Source organism: Nostoc sp. FACHB-110 (assembly GCF_014697425.1).
In the GTDB taxonomy this organism is placed as follows: domain Bacteria; phylum Cyanobacteriota; class Cyanobacteriia; order Cyanobacteriales; family Nostocaceae; genus Nostoc_B.
Genome location: NZ_JACJRU010000021.1, coordinates 59,670 through 80,508, shown reverse-complemented (window position 1 = coordinate 80,508; position 20,839 = coordinate 59,670). Strand labels below are relative to the sequence as shown.

General features: G+C 39.2%; 22 protein-coding genes and 1 tRNA gene. 12 read left to right on the top strand and 11 right to left on the bottom strand.

Going from position 1 to position 20,839, the window contains the following annotated elements:
- Positions 1-48 precede the first annotated feature (48 nt).
- From H6G69_RS19280 to H6G69_RS19255, 6 genes are all read right to left on the bottom strand, one after another.
- Complete coding sequence (locus H6G69_RS19280; RefSeq protein WP_190690757.1) at positions 49-582, bottom strand: GNAT family N-acetyltransferase; 534 nt, start codon at positions 580-582, stop codon at positions 49-51.
- On the bottom strand, positions 579-2,630 hold the full coding sequence (locus H6G69_RS19275) for an ABC transporter ATP-binding protein/permease (RefSeq protein ID WP_190690756.1): 2,052 nt from the start codon (positions 2,628-2,630) through the stop codon (positions 579-581). Before H6G69_RS19275 ends, H6G69_RS19280 begins: the two co-directional genes overlap by 4 nt.
- Before the next feature lie 250 nt (positions 2,631-2,880).
- A complete protein-coding gene (locus H6G69_RS19270; RefSeq protein ID WP_190690755.1) occupies positions 2,881-3,285 on the bottom strand; it encodes a hypothetical protein in 405 nt (134 codons plus the stop codon).
- Between the two features lie 110 nt (positions 3,286-3,395).
- Positions 3,396-5,519, bottom strand: a complete 2,124-nt coding sequence (locus H6G69_RS19265) for a patatin-like phospholipase family protein (RefSeq protein ID WP_190690754.1) — start codon at positions 5,517-5,519, stop codon at positions 3,396-3,398.
- A 307-nt stretch (positions 5,520-5,826) separates the two neighbouring features.
- A complete protein-coding gene (locus H6G69_RS19260; RefSeq protein ID WP_190690753.1) occupies positions 5,827-6,804 on the bottom strand; it encodes an MvdD family ATP-grasp ribosomal peptide maturase in 978 nt (325 codons plus the stop codon).
- A gap of 455 nt (positions 6,805-7,259) precedes the next feature.
- Positions 7,260-7,412 carry a microviridin/marinostatin family tricyclic proteinase inhibitor gene (locus tag H6G69_RS19255; protein ID WP_190690752.1) on the bottom strand — a complete coding sequence of 51 codons (153 nt, stop codon included), beginning with the start codon at positions 7,410-7,412 and terminating at the stop codon, positions 7,260-7,262.
- Positions 7,413-7,995: 583 nt separating this feature from the next.
- Between H6G69_RS19255 and H6G69_RS19250 the strand changes: the two genes are divergently transcribed.
- The 7 genes from H6G69_RS19250 (at position 7,996) to H6G69_RS19220 (ending at position 12,578) form a co-directional block, all read left to right on the top strand.
- The gene (locus H6G69_RS19250; RefSeq protein ID WP_190690751.1) at positions 7,996-8,190 is read left to right on the top strand and encodes a hypothetical protein; all 195 of its coding nucleotides are present in this window, start codon (positions 7,996-7,998) and stop codon (positions 8,188-8,190) included.
- A gap of 153 nt (positions 8,191-8,343) precedes the next feature.
- Positions 8,344-8,580: a hypothetical protein gene (locus H6G69_RS19245; protein WP_190690750.1), complete on the top strand. Its 237-nt coding sequence runs from the start codon at positions 8,344-8,346 to the stop codon at positions 8,578-8,580.
- A 557-nt stretch (positions 8,581-9,137) separates the two neighbouring features.
- A complete protein-coding gene (locus H6G69_RS19240; protein ID WP_190690749.1) occupies positions 9,138-9,338 on the top strand; it encodes a hypothetical protein in 201 nt (66 codons plus the stop codon).
- Positions 9,339-9,619: 281 nt separating this feature from the next.
- Complete coding sequence (locus H6G69_RS19235; RefSeq protein WP_190690748.1) at positions 9,620-10,339, top strand: hypothetical protein; 720 nt, start codon at positions 9,620-9,622, stop codon at positions 10,337-10,339.
- A 33-nt stretch (positions 10,340-10,372) separates the two neighbouring features.
- A tRNA-Leu gene (locus H6G69_RS19230) sits at positions 10,373-10,443 on the top strand.
- An 81-nt stretch (positions 10,444-10,524) separates the two neighbouring features.
- On the top strand, positions 10,525-10,905 hold the full coding sequence (gene rplL, locus H6G69_RS19225) for a 50S ribosomal protein L7/L12 (RefSeq protein WP_190690747.1): 381 nt from the start codon (positions 10,525-10,527) through the stop codon (positions 10,903-10,905).
- 239 nt (positions 10,906-11,144) lie between these two features.
- Positions 11,145-12,578, top strand: a complete 1,434-nt coding sequence (locus H6G69_RS19220; protein ID WP_190690746.1) for a vWA domain-containing protein — start codon at positions 11,145-11,147, stop codon at positions 12,576-12,578.
- Between the two features lie 153 nt (positions 12,579-12,731).
- Here the strand turns inward: H6G69_RS19220 and H6G69_RS19215 are convergent, their stop codons facing one another.
- The 4 genes from H6G69_RS19215 to H6G69_RS19200 all read right to left on the bottom strand — a co-directional run bounded on the left by H6G69_RS19215 (position 12,732) and on the right by H6G69_RS19200 (position 14,702).
- Positions 12,732-13,136, bottom strand: a complete 405-nt coding sequence (locus H6G69_RS19215) for a PIN domain-containing protein (protein ID WP_190690745.1) — start codon at positions 13,134-13,136, stop codon at positions 12,732-12,734.
- The gene (locus tag H6G69_RS19210) at positions 13,133-13,378 is read right to left on the bottom strand and encodes a hypothetical protein (RefSeq protein WP_190690744.1); all 246 of its coding nucleotides are present in this window, start codon (positions 13,376-13,378) and stop codon (positions 13,133-13,135) included. Before H6G69_RS19210 ends, H6G69_RS19215 begins: the two co-directional genes overlap by 4 nt.
- A gap of 493 nt (positions 13,379-13,871) precedes the next feature.
- Positions 13,872-14,252, bottom strand: coding sequence for a hypothetical protein (locus H6G69_RS19205; protein WP_190690743.1), 381 nt, complete (start codon positions 14,250-14,252; stop codon positions 13,872-13,874).
- 48 nt (positions 14,253-14,300) lie between these two features.
- Positions 14,301-14,702 carry a hypothetical protein gene (locus H6G69_RS19200; protein WP_190690742.1) on the bottom strand — a complete coding sequence of 134 codons (402 nt, stop codon included), beginning with the start codon at positions 14,700-14,702 and terminating at the stop codon, positions 14,301-14,303.
- Positions 14,703-14,821: 119 nt separating this feature from the next.
- On the opposite strand from H6G69_RS19200, the gene H6G69_RS19195 reads away from it, so the two are divergent.
- From H6G69_RS19195 to H6G69_RS19180, 4 genes are all read left to right on the top strand, one after another.
- A complete protein-coding gene (locus H6G69_RS19195) occupies positions 14,822-15,652 on the top strand; it encodes a hypothetical protein (RefSeq protein WP_190690741.1) in 831 nt (276 codons plus the stop codon).
- Between the two features lie 2 nt (positions 15,653-15,654).
- The gene (locus H6G69_RS19190; protein WP_190690740.1) at positions 15,655-16,293 is read left to right on the top strand and encodes a ThiF family adenylyltransferase; all 639 of its coding nucleotides are present in this window, start codon (positions 15,655-15,657) and stop codon (positions 16,291-16,293) included.
- A 371-nt stretch (positions 16,294-16,664) separates the two neighbouring features.
- Positions 16,665-17,615 carry an RpoD/SigA family RNA polymerase sigma factor gene (locus H6G69_RS19185; protein ID WP_190690739.1) on the top strand — a complete coding sequence of 317 codons (951 nt, stop codon included), beginning with the start codon at positions 16,665-16,667 and terminating at the stop codon, positions 17,613-17,615.
- A gap of 153 nt (positions 17,616-17,768) precedes the next feature.
- Entirely contained in the window at positions 17,769-18,626 is an 858-nt protein-coding gene (locus H6G69_RS19180; protein ID WP_242072114.1) for an oxygenase MpaB family protein, read from the top strand.
- A 112-nt stretch (positions 18,627-18,738) separates the two neighbouring features.
- Here the strand turns inward: H6G69_RS19180 and H6G69_RS19175 are convergent, their stop codons facing one another.
- Entirely contained in the window at positions 18,739-19,905 is a 1,167-nt protein-coding gene (locus H6G69_RS19175; RefSeq protein WP_190690737.1) for a transporter substrate-binding domain-containing protein, read from the bottom strand.
- Positions 19,906-20,017: 112 nt separating this feature from the next.
- Between H6G69_RS19175 and H6G69_RS19170 the strand changes: the two genes are divergently transcribed.
- The gene (locus tag H6G69_RS19170; RefSeq protein ID WP_190690780.1) at positions 20,018-20,839 is read left to right on the top strand and encodes an aminotransferase class IV; all 822 of its coding nucleotides are present in this window, start codon (positions 20,018-20,020) and stop codon (positions 20,837-20,839) included.

Genomic DNA, 20,839 nt, shown 5'->3' with positions numbered 1-20,839 from the left:
AATCTTACCCCTAAAAATACTTTAAATTTGGTCAAAAAGCAGATAAATTTACTTGACTGTGGCTGTTTTTCCCAATTGCCAAATTAATATCTTTTTCCGCGATTCTACCAGTTCCATACCAAGTTTTGCGAGTAACCTTTGGGAAGCTAGATTTGTGCGATCGCAACCTGCAGTCACGCTGTGGACATTAGGTTGAGATAATGCCCAATCTACCACAGCTTTTGTCGCTTCAAAAGCATATCCTTGTTGGCGATGTGACGGAGCTATGTAGTAACCAATTTCCAAAGAACCTGTTGGTGAACCTGTACTATCAGGAATGATTTTCACCATCACATGACCAATTAAGGCTTTTTCGGCTTGCTGAATAATTAAACTTCCCCATCCCCATTCGTTTTGTAAAGGATAATTCCGCAAAATATCCGCAATAAATGGCAAACTTCTGAGAAACTCTAAATCGTGCCAATCAGGCAAAACATCCACATTCAAAAATGCGCCTAGTTCAGTATTGCCTAAAATAGCAATTTCTACTATTTCTCGTTGAAAAGGAATTAAATATAATCGCTGGGTAATCAGTTTTTTCATGCTCTAGCATTGGTGTTTAAGTGACTAATTTGTGAGTCGCCTTCTCTCATCCATTTCAAAATATTAGGGTTTTTATTATAGTGATAGGTGACTTTATCTTTGGTAATTATTGGCTTTCCTTGACTAGCTTTGGTTCTAATTGTGGTTAGAGAATAGTCAGTTAACGGTTGGAGTTCTTTGTGCGATAGCCCAACATTTTCCGCTAGATTTATGGCTGATTCTGGCTCTAACTGCGGAGCAATATCAATTGTTACTTGGTCAATTTGCGGTAGCTGATGAGCAATGGCTTTTTTTCGGCGATATTCTTGAATCGAAACAAGTTGCCAGCTAGATTCTTGTGAAAGCTCTAACACCCATTGATGATAATTAAATAAGCTTTCTCGATGACCAACACTAATAAAAGTTGTCTTTGTGGCTTGTAGTTGTTGATATAAATTACCTTCGTTGTTTAAATCTAAAGCACTTGTCGCTTCGTCTAAGATAGTAAAACTCGGATGGGTAATTAAGAGTCTGGCAAAAGCGAGCCTTTGTTGTTCACCTAAAGATAAAATATTTTCCCAAGCTACTTCTGTATCAAAGCTTTTGACACGGGTAAGCAAGTGTTGAAGGTTGACTTGTTGTAGAATTTGTTCTAGTTCGCGATCGCTCATTTTGCGGTCTGTATGCGGATAAAGTAACTGTTCGCGTAAAGTACCCAAAATGATGTAAGGACGTTGGGGTAAGAATAAGACTTCTTCTAATGGCGGACGCACCAGACTACCAGTTCCAGCATTCCACAATCCGGCAATAGCTCTAAGCAGAGAACTTTTTCCTCTACCACTAGGGCCAACAATCAATAAACCTTCACCTGATTGCACATCAAGGGTTAAATCTTCAACAATTGTTTGTTCGTAATTTGGCGTTTTTAAAGTCAAATCTTCAAAGGCTAAACGCCCTTCTTCTATAACTTTAATGGTATTTACTTTTTCTGGTTGTTTGCTAACAGCTTCTAAAGCATCAGAAAACTCTGCTAAACGTTTGACATAACTCGAAAATCGCCCGGAAGCACTTAGTTCAGATATAAGTTCTCCCAAAGCGTTAGAAAACATAAAACAAGCTACACTAACTTGATTAATTTCTCCATAATCAATTTGATCTTGAATAAATAAAGGTGTCAGCATGAACATCGAAAAGACACCAATAGCAGACTGATATGCTCTACCAAAAGCGTCTTGACCTCTTTCCCAACTCATGCGCCGTTCTGCACCTTTAATCACATTATTAAAACGACGCTGAATTATATTCTGTTCTTCTTTTTCTCCCTGAAAAAAGGCAATCGATTCAGCATGATTGCGTACATGAGTCATGCAATAGGAAAAATCCGCCTTAAATTGAATTTCTTCTTGATTTACCTTGGCTATTTGTTGATTTAAGAAAACCGCTATTAAATTTCCGACAATTGTATATATAACTAAATAAATTGCAATTTCTGAAGAAATCGTCCACAAAATTAATAGCGAACTGCCTATTTCGAGAAACTTTTCGATAAAAGCACCTGAAAATCTAACAGCACTAGTAGCAATTGGCTCGATTTCTTGAGCTATACGTTGGTCTGGATTATCAATAGTAGAACTAAAATTAATTTTATAATAAGCTTGATTGCTAAAATATTTTCCTAAAATATGATTACTCAGCCACTTATACCAATCAAGAGCTAACTTTTTTCTGACATATTTTAAAGTAGTGACTAATATCACCAGTACTACAACAATTAAAGAAGATATCCATAAAGTACTGTTATATTTAGCTAGGTCTCTTTCTTCAATGACAATATCAACTACATAACGATTCCAGTAACTATTTGCCGCATTAATCCCAACAATTCCCACTATCAGCAACAAAAAAAGAATCAGCATTCCCCAGGAACTAATCACCTCAGAAAATACTCTACCTTCTGCTTTTGTTGGATACCAATATGGTTGAGCGACTACTTTTACATCCTGCCAAAACTGAGTAAAAGCTGAAAAAGGATTAATGATTTTTGGCTCCCGTACAGATGAAGTTTGCATATTCTCAAAATGTAGTCGTTCTTTGATATAAAAAATAGACTTTGAAGCAGAATTCAGAATAAATCACTTAAGTAAATTGAAAACTTGGTAGTGGTTTCAACCCAGTTATTCATCCGCGGCTTCGCTCAGAATTCATCTGGTGAATTCTGGCTGCTGACGTATGTATTCTGTTGGATAAATTAGGAAATGGCCTTTGAGAGATGAGACTCAGAGGCCATTTCACTCCTACATATTCACCAAATTCAATGTACTAAGTTACTGGTTCTTCTTCGACAATTTCAATGGTTTTTGGTGATGCTCCTTCTTCAGTTTCACTCACAACTACTGGGCTAATGTGATGTTTGAGCTTGAGTTTGAGGTCATCTGTAACGGGTAACTCTTGAATTTCTTTGAGAAGAAATCTCACAGATTCAGTTTTGCTACGTTCTGCATAAACTAGTTTGAGAATTGTTTCAATTCCAAAGCTAGCGAGATATTCGGTGAGAACACCTACCAAACCCAGCAGTCCTAAACCACCTAATAAACCCAAAGGCCCACCCAAGGAGGAAAGCAAAGTCACAACAGCAGCCACGCTACCGCCTGATGAAGCTGTTGCAATTATGAAAATAATGCCGGGTAATCCTAAACCAGCGATTTTTTTGACGAGTTCATCCATTGTACTTACCTACAATCTTGATAAAGTGTGATCACTAATTTCTTGCGAAAAGAAATTAAACATCTTATGTGTTGCACTAGTTATTTAGTGCAATATATAAGAAATCTGATTTAGCCCAATAACAGACTACATAATTCATCTATTTGTTGACTTTTTTCAGATATGAGTCGATGGGCGATTGCTTGTAGCTGACGAGTATTTTGTAGTTTGATATTATCTATCTCTTCGAGTTCGCTATCTAGAAATGTTTGAAAGCGATAATAAGAACTTTTAGCTTCTTGAACACTCGGTTCAAACAACCGTTCTAATTGTCCCGATACTACTTCACTCCCACCATCAAACACAATATTTAATAGTGGTCTTGTCCATTGCAATAGTCCCCAATTTTTCACTTCCTTATAAAGGTAAATACTCGTCAGCGAACCTGTACCTAAAGAAACTACTAAGATATCTTCTGGATTGAGGACTTTATTTGCTGTTTTTTTGCTACTTAGCTGTGCTTCTAAAATAGCTAGATGGGTGGGATTATTTGCAAAAACTCCACCATCAATTAAAGTATATAAGTTGTTATTGCCCGGGGCATTGACAATGCGGTGAGGTGCAAAATATGTGGGAGTGGCAGTGGTAGCTAAAGCGGCATCTAAGAGGGTAAAACCACCAGTTAACTTGCGAAAACTTTTAGAGTCTATATCTTGCTTTTCTAGTTTGTTAGTAAAAAATATCGGGATGCGTTGTTCGAGATCGTAACTAGGAACAAAAACTTCTTTGAGGTTATTTTCCAGATAAGCGTTGCCAAAATATTGACTCAAAATGTCTGTTCTACTGTTAGAAGAATATTTGGGTTGGAGAAATATATCTTCTATGGGGCCAAGTAATCTTTCAAACAATGGCTCATAAAATATTTCTACGCCATATTCTAGAAACAGCTGTACTAAATCCTCAGCAGAATAGGCAGCTTGAGGCTCATTCTCTGACGGCTGATTTAATTGAGGTTTAGTTAGTCCTAAGGCCAAAATACCGCCACTGGAAGTGCCAGCAATTAAATCAAACAAACTAAATATTGGCTTTTGTGTTCGCCTTTCAATTTCGGCGAGGAGTAACGCGGGAATAATGCCCCGAATACCGCCTCCATCAATGGAGAGGATTTTATATTTGGGCTGGGCTTCTGTATTCATAGTTGCTGGCTGTTCCTCCTGAATGAATGTTGGTGTTTGAAGGATATCGACGGGGGTTTCGGTTTGGTTTTTTTCGCTTTCCTCGTCATGTAATGGAAGAGTTACCAGGGCGGGAGTATTATCAGATGCTTCGCTGTCGGTTGGTGTTTGGGGATTTTCTGTTGTTTGCTCTTCGTCGTTGCTGACTAAGGGTACTGTTGTTGCTAATAAATCTGTTGTGGATTCTTCAATTTGCGGCACAAGAGGAAGAGGTATCAGACTGGGGATAATCTCTGACTCTTCGCCACTAATGAGGGTGGAGATACTTTCTGCTGGTGGTTCGTTTTCGTTAGTTAAGGTAATGACTGTTTCATCTTGATTCGTCGCAAAGGGAATTTGTGCTAAATCCCAGGTAGGATTACCGCGAAAATTACCTTTCAAAGAATTTCCTGTTTGGTTTTTGACGCTGCTTCCTTCTCCATCATCTAATTTCCAATAAGCGATTAATCCGGCTTCATCACCTGCAATTAATCCCCGACGATGGTTATGTATTTGCTCTTGAGTACAGGGATAATTCCAAACGCTAATGTTTGCTAATTGCCCTTTGAAATAAACTTGTTTATGTACAGTTGCCCCCAAGGTTACAGAACTGGTGGCTTTATTTAATGATGAACCCCGCAGCGAATCTTTGTATTCATTGTGATCGAGATAAACTGTGACTTGGCCACTATCAAAAACGATCGCAAAAAAGTGCCATTGCCCTACGGTTAATTCTCCATTGCCAAAGGTTTTGATGCCTTTGCTCACGGTTTCATCTATGTAAACATCTAGGCTGCCAGTTTCACTGATGCCAAATTCAAAGTTATCGCTGTAGCGTTCTGAGGAACGAGCAAAAAATACATTGCGAGTTCCGTAACTCGTGGATTTATTTGTTAGCTCATGTGGATTTATCCATCCTGAAACTGTAAATGCCGAGTTGCCTTGAGCAAACACGCCACCAATATCATTTCTGCCAAAATCTATATAGTCATCAATACCATCAAACGTTAAAACTGCTTGTGTATATATTTGGTTGGTCACGAAATCTTCAACTCCAAATCAAATAACTCGTAGTTTGTAGTTAGTAATTTCTCAATAAAATATTAAAAATATAGTGATGTCTAAATTAATTTTCTTGCCAATAATATTTAATTGTTTTTTTATCCTCAAGTAATTTTTATCCAGGTTATCTTTAATTGTTGAGTCCCTTGATAGTTTGCTGGAAAATATCTGTCAGAGATTACAGATAGTTTAGAAGTCAAACTGGATACAACTAATAAAATAATACTACTATTAAAGGGCGTGACAACGTGCTAGTTGATTACTTATCTGTATACAATTGTTCATACTAACCTTTGTTGGTCAACAATACTTCTGCGATCGCCTGCGAAATTGGATAATGGGGTGAATATATCTCTAACCAAAAAAATTCCCCGACGGGATTAATTTCGAGGAATACATACTCACCATCGGGGGTGACAATAATATCAATTGCTCCATAGTGTAAACCCAATTCAGCCGTAAGTTTGAGCAGATGTTTCTCTATATCTTCTGGCAAGTTGTATGGTTGCCAATTTTCCGATAAGGCTTTTCCTTCTTTGCGCCAATCAAAGGTAGAGCCTGCCAAGCTTTGTGAGTCTACAGCCGCAGTAAATAGGCGGTGTCCGACAATAATTGTACGTAATTCTAAGGCTTTAGGGACGTTTTCTTGAAATGTCATTGGACAAAAACGTAGCCCTTCCATGTTCTCTAGATCCTCAGATGTCACTGGAGTAGTAAACACAACATTTTCTCGCCCTTGCTCATCATAAATAGCAAAAGAAGAAAGCATTTTGGTAACTATGCCTTGTGGACACTCTTTGGCAAATTGTTTGACTGCTGCTGGATGATTAGAAGTTAGGGTTAGAGGAGTTTTGAGACCGATTTGGCGAGCAATTTGTAATTGTAGTTGCTTATTATTTGCTCGATCCACATTGAACATTTTATCGAAGTGGAATCCGGCAAGACTGGCAATCATCCCTCTGACGGTAGCACGACATTCTTGAATTGATGCCTCTCGCAATTGCTTATCCATCGATTTGGGGATTTTCTGCCCGTAGCGCATCCGCCGATACCAAACAGATGAAACTTCACTCAAATCGAGCTTGTTTTCACCATCTGTAATCACTACCTGCGCGCGATCGCTAGAATAAATATCTAAGTTAACTTCTGTAGGATATCTGTCTGTATCAAAACGAAAAGCTTTTTCTCCTCTAGCTTCAACTTCTTTGATGACTAAAGGAATGCTTTCGTTATCTTGGCTAAATGTAACTATTAAAACGGTCATAAACAGTAGATCATATTTAATTATTTATCTGATGCCAATTCTCTGCATCATCAAGACAGAAGCCTATAATATTTTTTCGCCAAACTTTCAGCAGTAAATTTTAAAATTATCTAGCGATCAAAGGCGATCGCCTCCATAGTATGGATATGATAATATGACAGCGATCGCCTTCCCAAAAGTAGAATTTCTACAGGATAACCACTAACTTCATAGTCATCATCTAATGAAGATTAAGAATCTAGGGAAAGTGGTTTATCCTCCTCAAGAGGAAATTTCTATGTATCACCAAGCGCAGCATAAATAATACCATCATGTTTAGCCACTCGGTAAACCCAGAGCCTAGCTACCAATGGTACTACTTTGACAGCTTTTGTACACATAGTATTATTCTTTAGATATATTTTCTACCCAAGACTAGCAGTTATTCTTGCTCTTACAGATGAAAAAGACGGAACTTAAGCGTCTTCAAAGTCTGAAGGATACTTGAAAGTCCAAGGGAAAGAAGGAGGAGTAGGAGTGTCTTCCCCTTCACCCTCTGCTTGTGCTTCCAAGAAACGAGCAAAGAATGGTACTACGATATCCCCTGTCTTGAATGTTTTTGTAGACATAGTATTTTTCCTAACGGAAATTGTTTTTGCCACTAAAGATATATCAGTAATCAAATGTGTGTGCAAGGACAGTTAAGACAGTTAACAAGTAAATATCCTCAGCATTTAAGACAGTTAAGACAGTTAAGCCGCAATCTCAGCCATAGATAGTTAATTTAAAAATAATTAATAAATATTAATCTGTATTAAGATAAATCTCATTGGAGCGAGGAAGATTTTTTATATTCTAAATAAGCTAGGAATATAAGATGGAGAATTAAAATAAGACTTAATATTTTATTTTGGTACTACAATTTAAGACTTGCTTGTGCCTATGCGATCGCTCCATTTTCGATAATTGACATATTCATATCAATTTGCCCTATCATTCAATCCCCAACAGATAGCGTAGCGGAGCGCGAGGCTTCGAGTGTCTTGATTCTGGCTCCTGAATCCTTCTTTAACAATTAATACAACTGGTAAGCGCGAAATAACCTATGTTGCGGGAAAATGCTAGTAAGTGGGTCAGGGTTTTAAGGATTGCTTGTGTAAATGCTGGGTTGGAATGGGAATAATACTGAAAATCATTACGGAGGTAATACTGATGGAGCGATATTTAATAGAAGCTATGGGTCTAGATAGCCCTCAAATTACACCAGAACCTGTACTACAATCCGAAGTAGAACCACAGCCCCAAGTCACAATCTATGATTTTGGTGACTTATTGTCACAAAACGAACCACCGAAACCTGAAAATCCACCTACTAGCACTCTATCTATCAAAATTAAATTGTTATAGGTAAGCGATCGCTGTTGGCTCGTGCCCGTAATCATGTACACAATATAACTATACACTCAATGTCTTAAGTTCTTAAATGTTCATATTGTTCAGGAAAAGGGCGATCTCTTAACAGCGAAATTATTGAAATTAGAATAACCAGGAAAAATTTCCATGACGAAACGAAATCAACTAATTATTGCAAGTATCATCGGCACATTAGCGGCGATCGCAATTGGGTATTTCGGGGTTCAGATATTTGGTAAAACTGTAATGTATGGCATTAGTGCCGGAATGTTTGGATTAGGTGCTGGCTGGCACATCGGTCAGGCGTTGGATCATAGAAGAAAGCGGCAAAAAGTCGTAATCAGACAACCAAAGCAGCGATTAACTCAAACTAACCAGCGATAATGCACAACAGGGGGCGATTTCATCCCAACATCATAAACTAATTCCCAAATTAACCTAACTACAGTAACTTTATCCACCCCCTTGACATCATGTAAGTGACGTATTACATTTGTAATATGAAATCGGCATCTACTCAAAAATCAATAATAAATCCTTTGGGAATGTTGACAACTATATAGAAGCGACTCCGAAACCAACAAACGGACGGTTGCAGGAGTCGTGTACCCTTCGGGAAGGCAAAGCCTACGATTCCCGACGGCTCCATTTGCATTGACTTTGATTTCAATCAGAGCATTGCAATCATCAAAACATGGGTCTGTAGCTCTAGTGGTAGAGTTCCCGGATTCCACTTGTGTCCTAACAGAAAAAGCTTACATACTAGCTCAATAGTAGAGCGATCGCTTGGAAACGATAAGTTGCAGGTGCGACTCCTGCGTGTGTTACCACGGCTTTTTCAACTTGCATGAGGAGTGAGTGCAACTCTCACAGGGAGGGTATCGGTTCAATTCCGATCAGATCCACTAATACTCATTTGTAATTTAAAAGAGGTGATGCCAATGGTTCATATTCGATTTGAAGGACGTTCTGTTGATGTTGCAGAAAGAAAACTAGGAATTGTTGCAGGAATGAATGATGTAACAGTCAAAGAACAGGTAGCGCGACATTTAGATGTCAAGAGCGATCGCCTTTCTGCTTACATAGTAGATCGTCGCCCTAGTGGTGATTTGATTGTGCGTCCTGAAGCTGTCTACGGTTGAAGATTTAAAAATTTATTCCGCACCCTAACTTGTAAAGCCTACACACTATCCAGTAATGGATATACAGGTTCGATTCCTGTCGCTCCCGCTAATGGGAGCGTAGCCAAAATGGTAAAGGCAATTGTTAAAACTGCTTTGCTAACTTGTGCGGAATTCCAATAATTGAAATTGTATTTAACTAAAACATTAATTCAATCATAGAGAGGTGAGTTCCATGATGTCCCATAACTTATGTAGCCACAAAACCCCATCAGTAAAACTATCTTTAAAGAACATAAGTTATGAGCGAACATCGTTTGAGCGAAGTGGTGATTGAACGTCCTCGTCATGGTAAAAGAATTAGTCTAAAAAAGCAGACAGGCTATAAAAAGCAACTGTATAAACTCACTCAAGAAGCAACTGAATATGGGTTATTCAATCCCTACATAATTAAAACTAACCGCAGACATAGAACAAAGCATTCTTCAGATCAGCTTGGCCCTTTGCGTCGCTTTTTGCGCTCTCATATTGGACAACCTTGGGATGATGTTTATAGCAAACTCTGTCAACGTTTAAAGACTAACACAATGACAGGACAACACGTTATTGGTCACTTGTGGGATGTCGTTGAACGCCACGTAGAAATCATTGATGGTGTCTTGTATGGGAAGTCTTATCGGTGGTATGGAATTAAATTAGATGGGATTGACCGCAATTGCTTCTATGTTCATCCAGAAACTGGGATTCTTTGTGTAGCAAGGCGAGTAGCTCGTAGGTGGAATTACCCAAGCAATAATGATGTTATTAGCATTGATGATTATCATCAATACCAAAAAATAAACGATATATGGTATCTCGTTACTTTTGAAGATTTTCCCCCTGACCCAAAAGATTATACAAAGGATATTTTTAAAGGTGTACTGAATAGGTATTATTTAGCCGGTGACGTTTACGCTGTGAAAAAACAACAGTGTAATAAAAAACAACTCCGATGGATTTTAAAACAACTTTCTCAAACTTAAAATTTTTCACTTCGTGTCCTAACCGTAAAAGCCTACATACTAGCCGAATTGGAATAGGCACTTGACTTAAAAGCAAGCAAATACAGGTTCAAATCCTGTGTATGAATCAACAGCTTTTTCGACTTACATGAAGTGATTTTATTCATCACAAATTATGAGTTAAATGCAACTCATTGGAGGTTGCTATGTCTGTGAAAACTTTAGAAATTTTAGAACAACTCAAGTCTCTCACTGTCAACGAAACTACTCAATTAGTCAAGCAGATTGAAGCAACCTTCAATGTTGATAGTTCCACACCGAAATTAGTTCGGATTGGTAAACGAGATGAAGATGAAATTCAACCGCAAATTCAGACCGAATTTGATGTTTTATTGGTATCGGTTCCGGCAGAAAAAAAGATTACCTTACTCAAGGTCATCCGTACGCTAACTGGAATGGGACTCAAAGAAGCAAAAGATTTTGTAGATTCTCTCCCTCAAGTGGTGCAGTCGGGATTGAATCAAGAAGCGGCTGAAACTCTCAAACAGCAACTAGAGGAAACTGGTGCTGTTGTTTCTCTCCAATAACATAATATCGGCAGTTGTTGCCGCGCCCCGATCGCAGAAGCTTATACCAATTCGCAATTCGCAATTAAGAAATCTAGCTCCAGTAAGACTTTCCTGATTTCTATCTGTCGCATTCTTTTCTTAAATTGGTATTAAATAACTCTGAATCAGTTACAAAAATGCTTCTAAAACTTGCGCGGTGACAATATCACCCCGCGTGCAACACTGCCTCCTGATGCAACATAATTAGAGGAGGTATTATGAATACTACAGAACGCGACTTGCGCTTAGAAATGCTCAACAGTTTGCTGACAACGCCTCACCGCAAACTTGAGCAAGTTGCAGAAATTCATAAGTTAATTGTTGAACTCGACCCCATATTTTACGGACATTTGGCAGTTTGGTATCAACGTTATGGTGATGTCCGCGACCACAAGGAAGTGTTTGTGGCTCATTTGCTAACTAGCAATTTGACTGAACACAGAGATGCTGGATTTATGATGCTGCAAGAGTTTCCGCCTTATCAGGTGGCTCGTGTTGTCGATTTTATGAAGCAGCAGCAAAATAAAATGCCACGTTCAGCGCGGACTGCGGTGCGACGTTACCTCAAAACCAGAGAAAGCAATCCAGTTTTATTCGATCGCGCGGCGCTGCGAGGACGTAAAGCAATGAAGCATTTGTATGCGTCTCTGCACATCAAGCCAAACGAACGCGCAAATGCGATTTTGTTCCGCGACACTCCGCCAGAAGGTTCTTTAGCAAATGTGCTGAAGCAACTGGCTAAGGCAAACAGTACCGCAGAACAAGCAAGGTTGATTGTGGAATTTAAGATTCCTTATACTATTGCGATCGGTGCAATCAAACAACTTACACCAGTTGTCTTGGTGGCGTTAATCAACAGCATGACTCCCCAAGAAGTGATCAACAACCTCAAGTCACTCCAGGCGCGGGGTGCAATGGATCATCCAGAAGTCAAAAAGCTGATTGATTCTAAGCTGGAAGAAGCATCTAAAAGTGGGCGTGTGGCTGCATTCAAAGCCCAGATTGCCGCAGACACCGCAGACTTCGACGCAGATACCGTTGCGCGACTAGAAAAAGTCACTAACGAGCAGGTGAAACGACGCGGGACAATTGCCCGTCCAACCGCTTTGCTGATTGACAAATCTGGTTCAATGGATAATGCGATCGCTCTTGGTAAGCAACTTGCGGCGCTGATCTCTGGTATCACCCAAGCAGAATTGTTTGTCTACGCCTTCGATACCATTCCCTACCCTGTCACCGCTAAAGGCAAAGAGTTAACAGATTGGGAACGTGCTTTCCAGCACATCAATGCAGGTGGTGGTACGAGTATCGGTTGTGCATTGGAAGCAATGCGGAAGAAAAAGCAGGTAGTTGACCAAATTATTCTGGTGACAGATGAAGGTGAAAATGCTACACCTTACTTCAGTGAAGCCTACAAGACTTACTGTCGAGAGTTTGCAGTGATGCCTAATGTTGTAATTGTTCGTCTTGGTACTTATTACAACTGGGTAGAAACTCAACTCAAGCAACAGCAAGCACCTGTAGAAACTTTCACCTTTGCTGGCGACTACTACAGCTTGCCTAATCTTGTTCCACTGTTAACACGTCCCTCTCGTTTAGAGTTGCTAATGGAGATTTTAGATATGCCATTACCTGTGCGTGAGGATAAGTAGACTGAAAAATGGGTGCGTTATGTTTATACTTGACGCACCTGATAACTTCAAGCAATTTTTTTAACGAACCGCATAGACGTGTTAGCTGCTTCCCGCAGTCAGTCCACTACAGTAATTTTATTTTTACTTTATAAATAACCTCTTACACTCATCTTATGAATGAATAGAAATCATTTTAATGCTTTGAGTACGATGAATCGATTTTTCGGGTTTTTCATTAGTAATAAATTCAGTTGCTTTTACAGATATTGCAGATGCAATATGTAAAGCGTCCATTGCCCCCACGCCAAATTTACTTGATTCTTCATAAGCTATCTCAATAATTGAATTTATATCATTTGCCCAATAAGAAACTTCATCAAAAAAGGCTTCATAAAACTTAACTTCAGTTTTTTGCTGATTATAAATTGCTTTCGGCAATACTTCTAACTTCAGAAAAATACTAGAAGCAAATTCTCGGTTTTCATCCTCCAAAATTTGTAAAGCTTTCTCAGCAATATCTCCTTGAGAACGAGCAGCATAAATTAAAACACCAGCATCAATGAATGTACGAATCATCTGAGGTCTTCTCCATAACCACCCCGACGTTCTGCTTTCTCTCTATCTGCTTCTTCCGCAGTTAACAAAGGAAGCCCAGAGTCAATAATTTCTTGACGAATTTCTCTTAATTTTATACCTAACTTATAACTATGTTTTATTTGATGCTTTTGGCTTTCAAGTGAATCAATAAATGCTAAAACTTTTTCTTGTTCATCTGCATTTAATTCTTGCAATTTATCCAGTATTTGTTCGGGGGTCATATTGGTTATCACTTTATTTGTCAAGAGAATCATAATACATTTATATTGTACTTTCTAGGATTTTACTTGCATCAACATTAACCCAAGCTGATGATATGGATGACTGATATTCAGACGACTAGGCTCTACTACAAAACTTTCTTGCTATCTATGGGAACTTTTGTAGTATGATGTAATATGAATCCTGCGTGACCCGACTCTTGGAGCCTACATACTAGTACGAGAGGAAAAGTAACACTGTCAAATGCAGTGGGCGTTTGTGAACGGGGAGTGCGAAGAAGCTGGGAAGTTGGCTTAAAAGTAGCCATCTTTGAAAGAGTGTGTAACAACTCACCAGTGGAGTCCCTCTAGTAACTGAGAAAACGCAATGCTCTACCAACTTGCACGCGGGATTATATTGTAATCTTTAATTATTTATAGGAACTAAAAACCCCGACTTCTCAAAACAAGGCGGGGTGCTGAAACCTCTTGACTAACAAAATTAAATTTAACCTTAAGTCTTGGATTTTAATACTTGTATTGCTTTAAATCCTTCTACAGTCTGACTTAAAAATATCATGGGAATAGCTAGACCAAATGGTTTTCCTGTTTGAACCATATTGTAAATAGCTGCTAATACATTGAGTGACATAAGTCCTACTGCGATCGCTAGAGCAATTGTTGATTTCCGTTGTACTAAAAAACCTAGCACTAGATAAAGTATCCCAAAAAATAAACAAACAATTCCTACTAGCAAAAACTCAGGATTCTGATTTCCTACAACAAAAAAGATTACACTGAAAAATGTACTTAAAACACCAATTGCGTAAACTGCACGATAAGCAGAGGCTAATTTTTTTCGTGACTCGGATATCTGTTGTATTTCGGTAGTCATGCTTTTTTTAGAGTATTGAGGGGAAAGGAGAGATGAGAAATATCAAACCTAAAAATCAGGCAAAGCTTTTTTTCGCCAAACATGAGAAATATTTTTGTATTGGCTTTCTAGTTCAGTAGTCCCACAATTGAGAGTGCGTGCTTTTTCTTCTAACTCGCCTACTTGTTTGGTAAAACTGAGAGCAAAGCCTAATAAAAATAATGAAAATGCTCCTTTGAAACCTTGAACCCAAATAGAAGCAATACAACTACCAAATGCACCAACTAGTAAGATTATTTGAGTTAGTACTATGTACATATCAAGGCGCACAATTTTTTTATACTCTTCTAGGGATTTTTCATTGGTAATTGCGGTATTGGCTTGTAGAAATGCTTCAAGTTGAGTTTTGAGATAAAAAGTTAAGCCAATAGATAACAAAGTTAGACCGATATATGCGAAACGTAAAAACATTGTTGCACCCTGTGACAAGAATTGTCTAAAGGCTACTAGCTCAGGCAGACAATATGTTATTTTATATACTTAAATTAACCAAAAAAGCTTGTGTAATTACCCTGAAATAACCCTTCTCTATGACTAACATCCGTCAGCTAATTAACCAAATTGCTAATGCAGAAGCCGAGTTATTTGCTACTCAATTTCTCGCGCCTTGTGTCAAAGGTGGACGAGTTCGCACAAAGGTTGCGGGGATGGTTTACACCTTCATACCAAAGCCGAGTCAATTTGAAGGTTGGGGTATTTTTCAGCCTTTGGATACGAAGACAGCAAAGGTTATTGAAGAAGCCGACTTACCCCAAATTGGAGAATATTTGCAACATTTTCCCCAAATCAGGCTGCGGTTAGCACATCAATTACAGGGAAAAACTTGGTTAGCATATCCGGTGAATGAAGTAGATATGCGTCAACGATCGCAAGTAGTAAAACCGATCGCAGTACATTTAGTAACTGAGGCTGGAGTATTTGAGCAAATTATCGCTCGTTGGAATGGAGAATCTTGCTGGTTTGAGGATATCGATCGCCGTACAGATCCAATAATTGTAGAAACTCTGCAATCTGCTGTGAAGCAACTGATTCCCGTGGAGGAATTGCAGTTTAAAGACATGACTCCAGAAATTCGCACAGTGTATGAATTAGCAACGAAGCGAATTGAGGGTTTTGATCAAACCAAACAAGATGAAAAGCGATTGAAAAAAGCTTTGCAGATGGGTGGTGGTGATTTAAACCAATTTCACGATAGGGGTGATTACTGGACAGTCGATTGGACAACTGCGGATGGTGTGCGTCACAGTAGTGCGATCGCAAAAACTGATTTGACGGTGATTAGTTCTGGTATTTGTCTGAGTGGACGCGATCGCGATTTCGATTTGCAATCTTTAGTCGCTGTTATGGAACAGCAGGAGTAGTGATGAGCATATTTTTTCACGAACAGCTTTATCGCAGCAATGCTGTTATGGCAAAACTCAAAAATTATCCTGTAACAATTTGTGGTGCTGGTGCATTAGGCGCTAACATTGCAGAAAACTTGGCGCGGTCTGGTTTTGATAAACTGACAATCATCGACCGCGATCGCATTGAAGAACGCAACCTTTCGACTCAACCTTACTACCGTGCTGATGTCGGTGCATTCAAAGCGAAAATTTTGGCTAATAATTTATATCGGGCAGTTGGTACTAAAGTTGATGCCAAAACTAAAGAATTGACATCAGAAAATACCAATCAATTACTCAAAGATAGTCAGCTAATTGTTGATGTTTTTGATAACAGTGTGTCACGCCAAGCGGTGAAAGATTATGCTGATCAATTTAGCATTCCTTGTATTCACGCTGGGTTAGCTGCTGATTATGCAGAAATCATTTGGAATGACGTTTACCGCGTCCCTTCTGATGTGAACGATGATGTCTGTGACTATCCTTTAGCACGAAATTTGGTGATGTTAACTGTGGCGGTGACTTGTGAGGCGATCGTTTCATTTATTGCTACAGAAGAGCAGCGTAATTTCACAATCACTCTGAAAGATTTAGCCGTTCAATCTTTGAACCTGTGAATTACCGTAGTATCTTATATCGTTTCCGGCTAATCAGTGGTGATTCGACAAATTTGTACAGAAACGACAAAACCATCACCCTCAAACCCTTACACCCAAAATCAATGTTTTTGGGGCAGAAGGTAAAAACCTACACCTGTCAGATACGGTGCAGGGAGAAAAAGAGTTGTGTCTTTCTGCATAGATTTCCGGAATATCACTAAATTACACAGAACTTGATATTAGACACAAAATCCAGGGTTTGAGAGAGGGTGTAGGTATTCAAACTAGCTACCACAGCATAAGATGGCAATTTTTGGCAGATATTTTTTGTAAGGCTATTTGATTTATACTTTTAAGTCCGTCTATTTTTGGAGAAGTTTGAAAGTTGTATGTCCAGCCTGAGTTCTGACATGGTACGCGTATATTTGCAAGAAATTGGTCAGTTCCCTTTATTAACCTCCGACCAAGAAATAACTTATGGCAGACAAGTACAACAAATGATTGCCATTGAGGAGCAAAAACAGCAGCTTAGTCAACAATTAAATCGCCAACCAACAACAACAGAATTAGCTAATTTTGTCAATAAAAGCGAATTGGAAGTCAATCAAATCTTGCAGCTAGGACAACGAGCCAAGCAAAAGATGATTACAGCCAACTTGCGATTGGTGGTTTCCATTGCTAAAAAATATCAGCGTCGCAATCTAGAATTTTTAGATTTAGTTCAAGAAGGAGCAATAGGTTTACAAAGAGGGATTGAAAAGTTTGATCCTAACCGAGGCTATAAATTATCAACTTACGCCTATTGGTGGATTAGCCAAGCAATCACCAGAGCGATCGCAGAAAAGTCTCGCACGGTGAGGCTACCAATTCACGTTAACGAAAAGCTCAATCAAATTAAAAAAGCCCAACGAGAATTGTTGCAAACCCTCGGTCGTCGTCCAAATGTCACAGAAATTGCTCAAAAATTGGATTTAGACCCTAGCCAGATTCGAGAATATCTGTCTGCTGCTAGCGCAACAGTCTCTCTAGATATGAAGATTGGGGATAACCAAGATACAGAACTGAGTGAACTCCTCAGCGATGACAGCATCTCACCAAACGATCAAATTACTCAAGAATTGCTGCGCCAAGATTTGAATGATTTATTAGCATCACTCAAACCTGTGCAACGCGAAGTCTTAATTTTGCGCTTTGGACTGTTGGATAATCAAGAACGAAGTTTAGCTCAAATTGGCGAAAAGCTCAATGTGAGTCGAGAAAGAGTTCGTCAAATCCAACAGCAAGCCATGACTGCGCTGCGCCGTCAACAGCCATCTATTGAACAGTATTTATTTTCTTGAAAATAGGGAATGGGGTGTAAGGGTGTATATCTCTAAAACCCTTACAGCCGTACCCAAACTGTTGATTTTGCGTTTTTATGCCTAAGTGCTAGTGAAATAATCAGATTCAAATCTGATGACAATGATTAACAATAGATACAGTCATTGTCATTTATGCCGATGTTTCCTAATCGCTATCAAAACTTAAATTTAATTCAGCAACTTGACCCGGTGCAAGACCATAGCCGCATTTATTATCTGATGTCGGGTTATGAATTTCCTTGGGAAATGCAGCGATCGCTAGAATTGGCCTTAATGCGTACTTTCTGCGTTCCCAGCATTGCTAAACTATTAGATAAGACGAAAGAATTTTACCAGTATCCGCAAAAAAGGTACGACGACACATCGATTATTATTGTGGAAATCGTCAAGTGGGGTTATGAGAGCGATCGCGGTAAACAAGCATTGCAACGGATGAATGCCATTCACGGGCGTTTTAAGATAGATAACGCAGACTTTTTATATGTACTTTCAACTTTTATTTACGATCCTATTCACTGGAATGCTAACTTTGGTTGGCGACAGATGTGCGAACAGGAAAAATTAGCTTCTTTTTATTTCTGGCGCGAAGTAGGTAAACGGATGCACATTCAAAATATTCCCGAAACCTACGCTCAGTTAGAAAGCTATAAACTAGACTACGAGCGCGCTAACTTTCGCTATTGCGATGCTAATCGTCGTGTCGGAGAAGCAACCCTCGCTTTATTTTTGAGTTGGTTTCCTTCGTGGATGCAAAACCCTTTAAAACCGATTATTTATGCTTTGCTTGATGAGACAATGCTCGATGCTTTCGGGTTTGAACATCCTTCACCATTGTTACGTTCTAGAATGGTCAACTTGCTGAAATTGCGAGCCAAATTAATGCATTTATTTCCACCTCGCAGTCAATCAGATTTTTATATTGATTCTCCAATTCCTAGTTATCCAAATGGTTACGAAATTCCTAGTGTAGGGCCAGAGGAGAGAAAGTGACAAAAGCCTGTAATCCTGTTTCACATTAAGTTTGTGAACACATCCACTTCCTACTCCCCATTTCCTAACTTCACCAGTAATTTAACAATCAAATATGATTGCTATATCCAATTCAAGATTTTTTCACACTAAACCACTTATCATATAACGCTTGATAAGTGCCATCCTCTTTGAGTTTGAGCAAAGCACGATTGATAGATTTGCGGTAGGGGCTATTATTGGGTAAGACAATACCGTAATTTTCTTCCCGGAAAACACTGCCCACAACTTCTACTTTCCCTTGACCTTGATTGGCTGCATAATACAAAAGTACAGGAGCATCAAATACAACAGCATCAGCTTTTTTAGCTTCTAAAGCTTCATAAGCCTGCTCAATTTTTGGCACTTCTAAAATTGAGATTTTGTGTTCTTTTAAGTATGTTGCAGCAGTACTACCGGTTGTTGTCGCCACTACCTTTCCGGGCAGATCATCGACACTATTAATATCTCCTTGTAGTTGTTGCACAGTTAAAGAAGTAGTCGCGGCGGCTGTAAAGTAAGCAACAAACAAAACGCCAATAAACATCCAGATAATAGCTAACACACGACCAATAACTCCTTTGGGCATTTCATCCGCTTGAGTCGCTAAGGTAGCCGCAGCCCACCAACCAGCTTTAAAAATCCCAGGAAAGTAAGATTGAGGAATCATACCTTCTTTGTGATTACGTTCAGATAACCAAATGATGTGAGCCGCTACGACAATAAGCAACAAAGCCAAGCCAATCACTTGTAAAAGCGCAGCCGAGAAAAATAATGACAGTATATTAGGTGTACTACCAGAACTGCCTTTGGAGTCACGGACTAAAATTTGTAATCCCCCCGTAAACATGGGTAAGGAAAAATCAAATTGTTGCTGACGTTCTGCTGTAATCGAGATGGCTGCTATACCTGCGTCAGCTTTGCCATTTTGAACGGCTGATAGCAAATCAGCGACGTTAGGATACTCAACAAATTTAAATTCTGCATCTATGTTCTTGGCAATACTGCGCCAAAGTTCAATACTGAAACCAGAGAGTTCATTTTTTTCCACAAATACAAACGGGGGAATGGCTCTGGTTGCTACAGTTAATGGTGGTTGAGTAGTTTGTGCTGCAGGTTGTTGTGACTGTGCTGGATGGACTACCAGCAAAAACACTAAAATTCCACAAACTAGCCCCAACCAGAGATGTTGTTTTAGGAAACGTTTCATTTTTCTAGCCGCGAAAAATTGATTCAATTTTTGAGCGATCGCATCTACCATAAGTATTATCTAAGGTTTATATGCAATATCTATCATTCCCAACCCATCACAAAAATCCCATCATCGCGTTAAATATTCAGTCACAGATGGCTAAATAAGGCAGGTAAAAATTATTTATTGGTATAACGGCAAATTAATCCAGTCCCAAACGCTGGAATTAGATATTAACGATCCGGGCTTGCTTTATGGGGCTACGGTGTTTACTACACTGCGGATTTATCAAAATTCTCTCGATAGTAGTTTAACTAACTGGCAGGCTCATTGCGATCGCCTCAACTCCAGCATCCAAACTTTTGCTTGGTCGCAACCAGACTGGAACAGAATCTATCAAGGCGCACAAATCCTATCTAGTCATTTCCCAGTTTTGAGAATTGCCTTGTTTCCCGATGGCAGAGAGTGGATAATTGGCAGAAATTTACCCCCAGATTTAGCCGAAAAACAACAACACGGGGTCAAATGTGCCATATCCGAATCGGAATTTTCGCGCAACCTGCCTTCTCATAAAACTGGGAATTATCTCAGTGCTTGGTTAGCTAAAGCTAGTGTACAAAGTTTAGCTGCCCAAGAAGCGATTTTAGTTGATGTTGCGGGTAATTGGTTAGAAACTTCTACGGGTAATCTTTGGGGATGGCGAAATGAGCGTTGGTGGACACCGCCCTTAGAAGTAGGGATTTTACCCGGAATTACGCGCTCAACCATCCTCAAATGGCTGCAACATCAGCAAATACAGGTGTGCGAAGAACCTTGGACACCAGAGCTTGTCACGGGTTTTGACGCGATCGCCTACACTAATAGTGTGGTTGAAATTATCCCGATTCATACTGTTGAGCAAACTTCAGGGTCGCTACAATATAATCCCTACCATACGAATTTTCAGGAAATTAGGAGGCTTTTTAACATGACAGGCGGTTCATTTTGTTATACCTTAAGATAA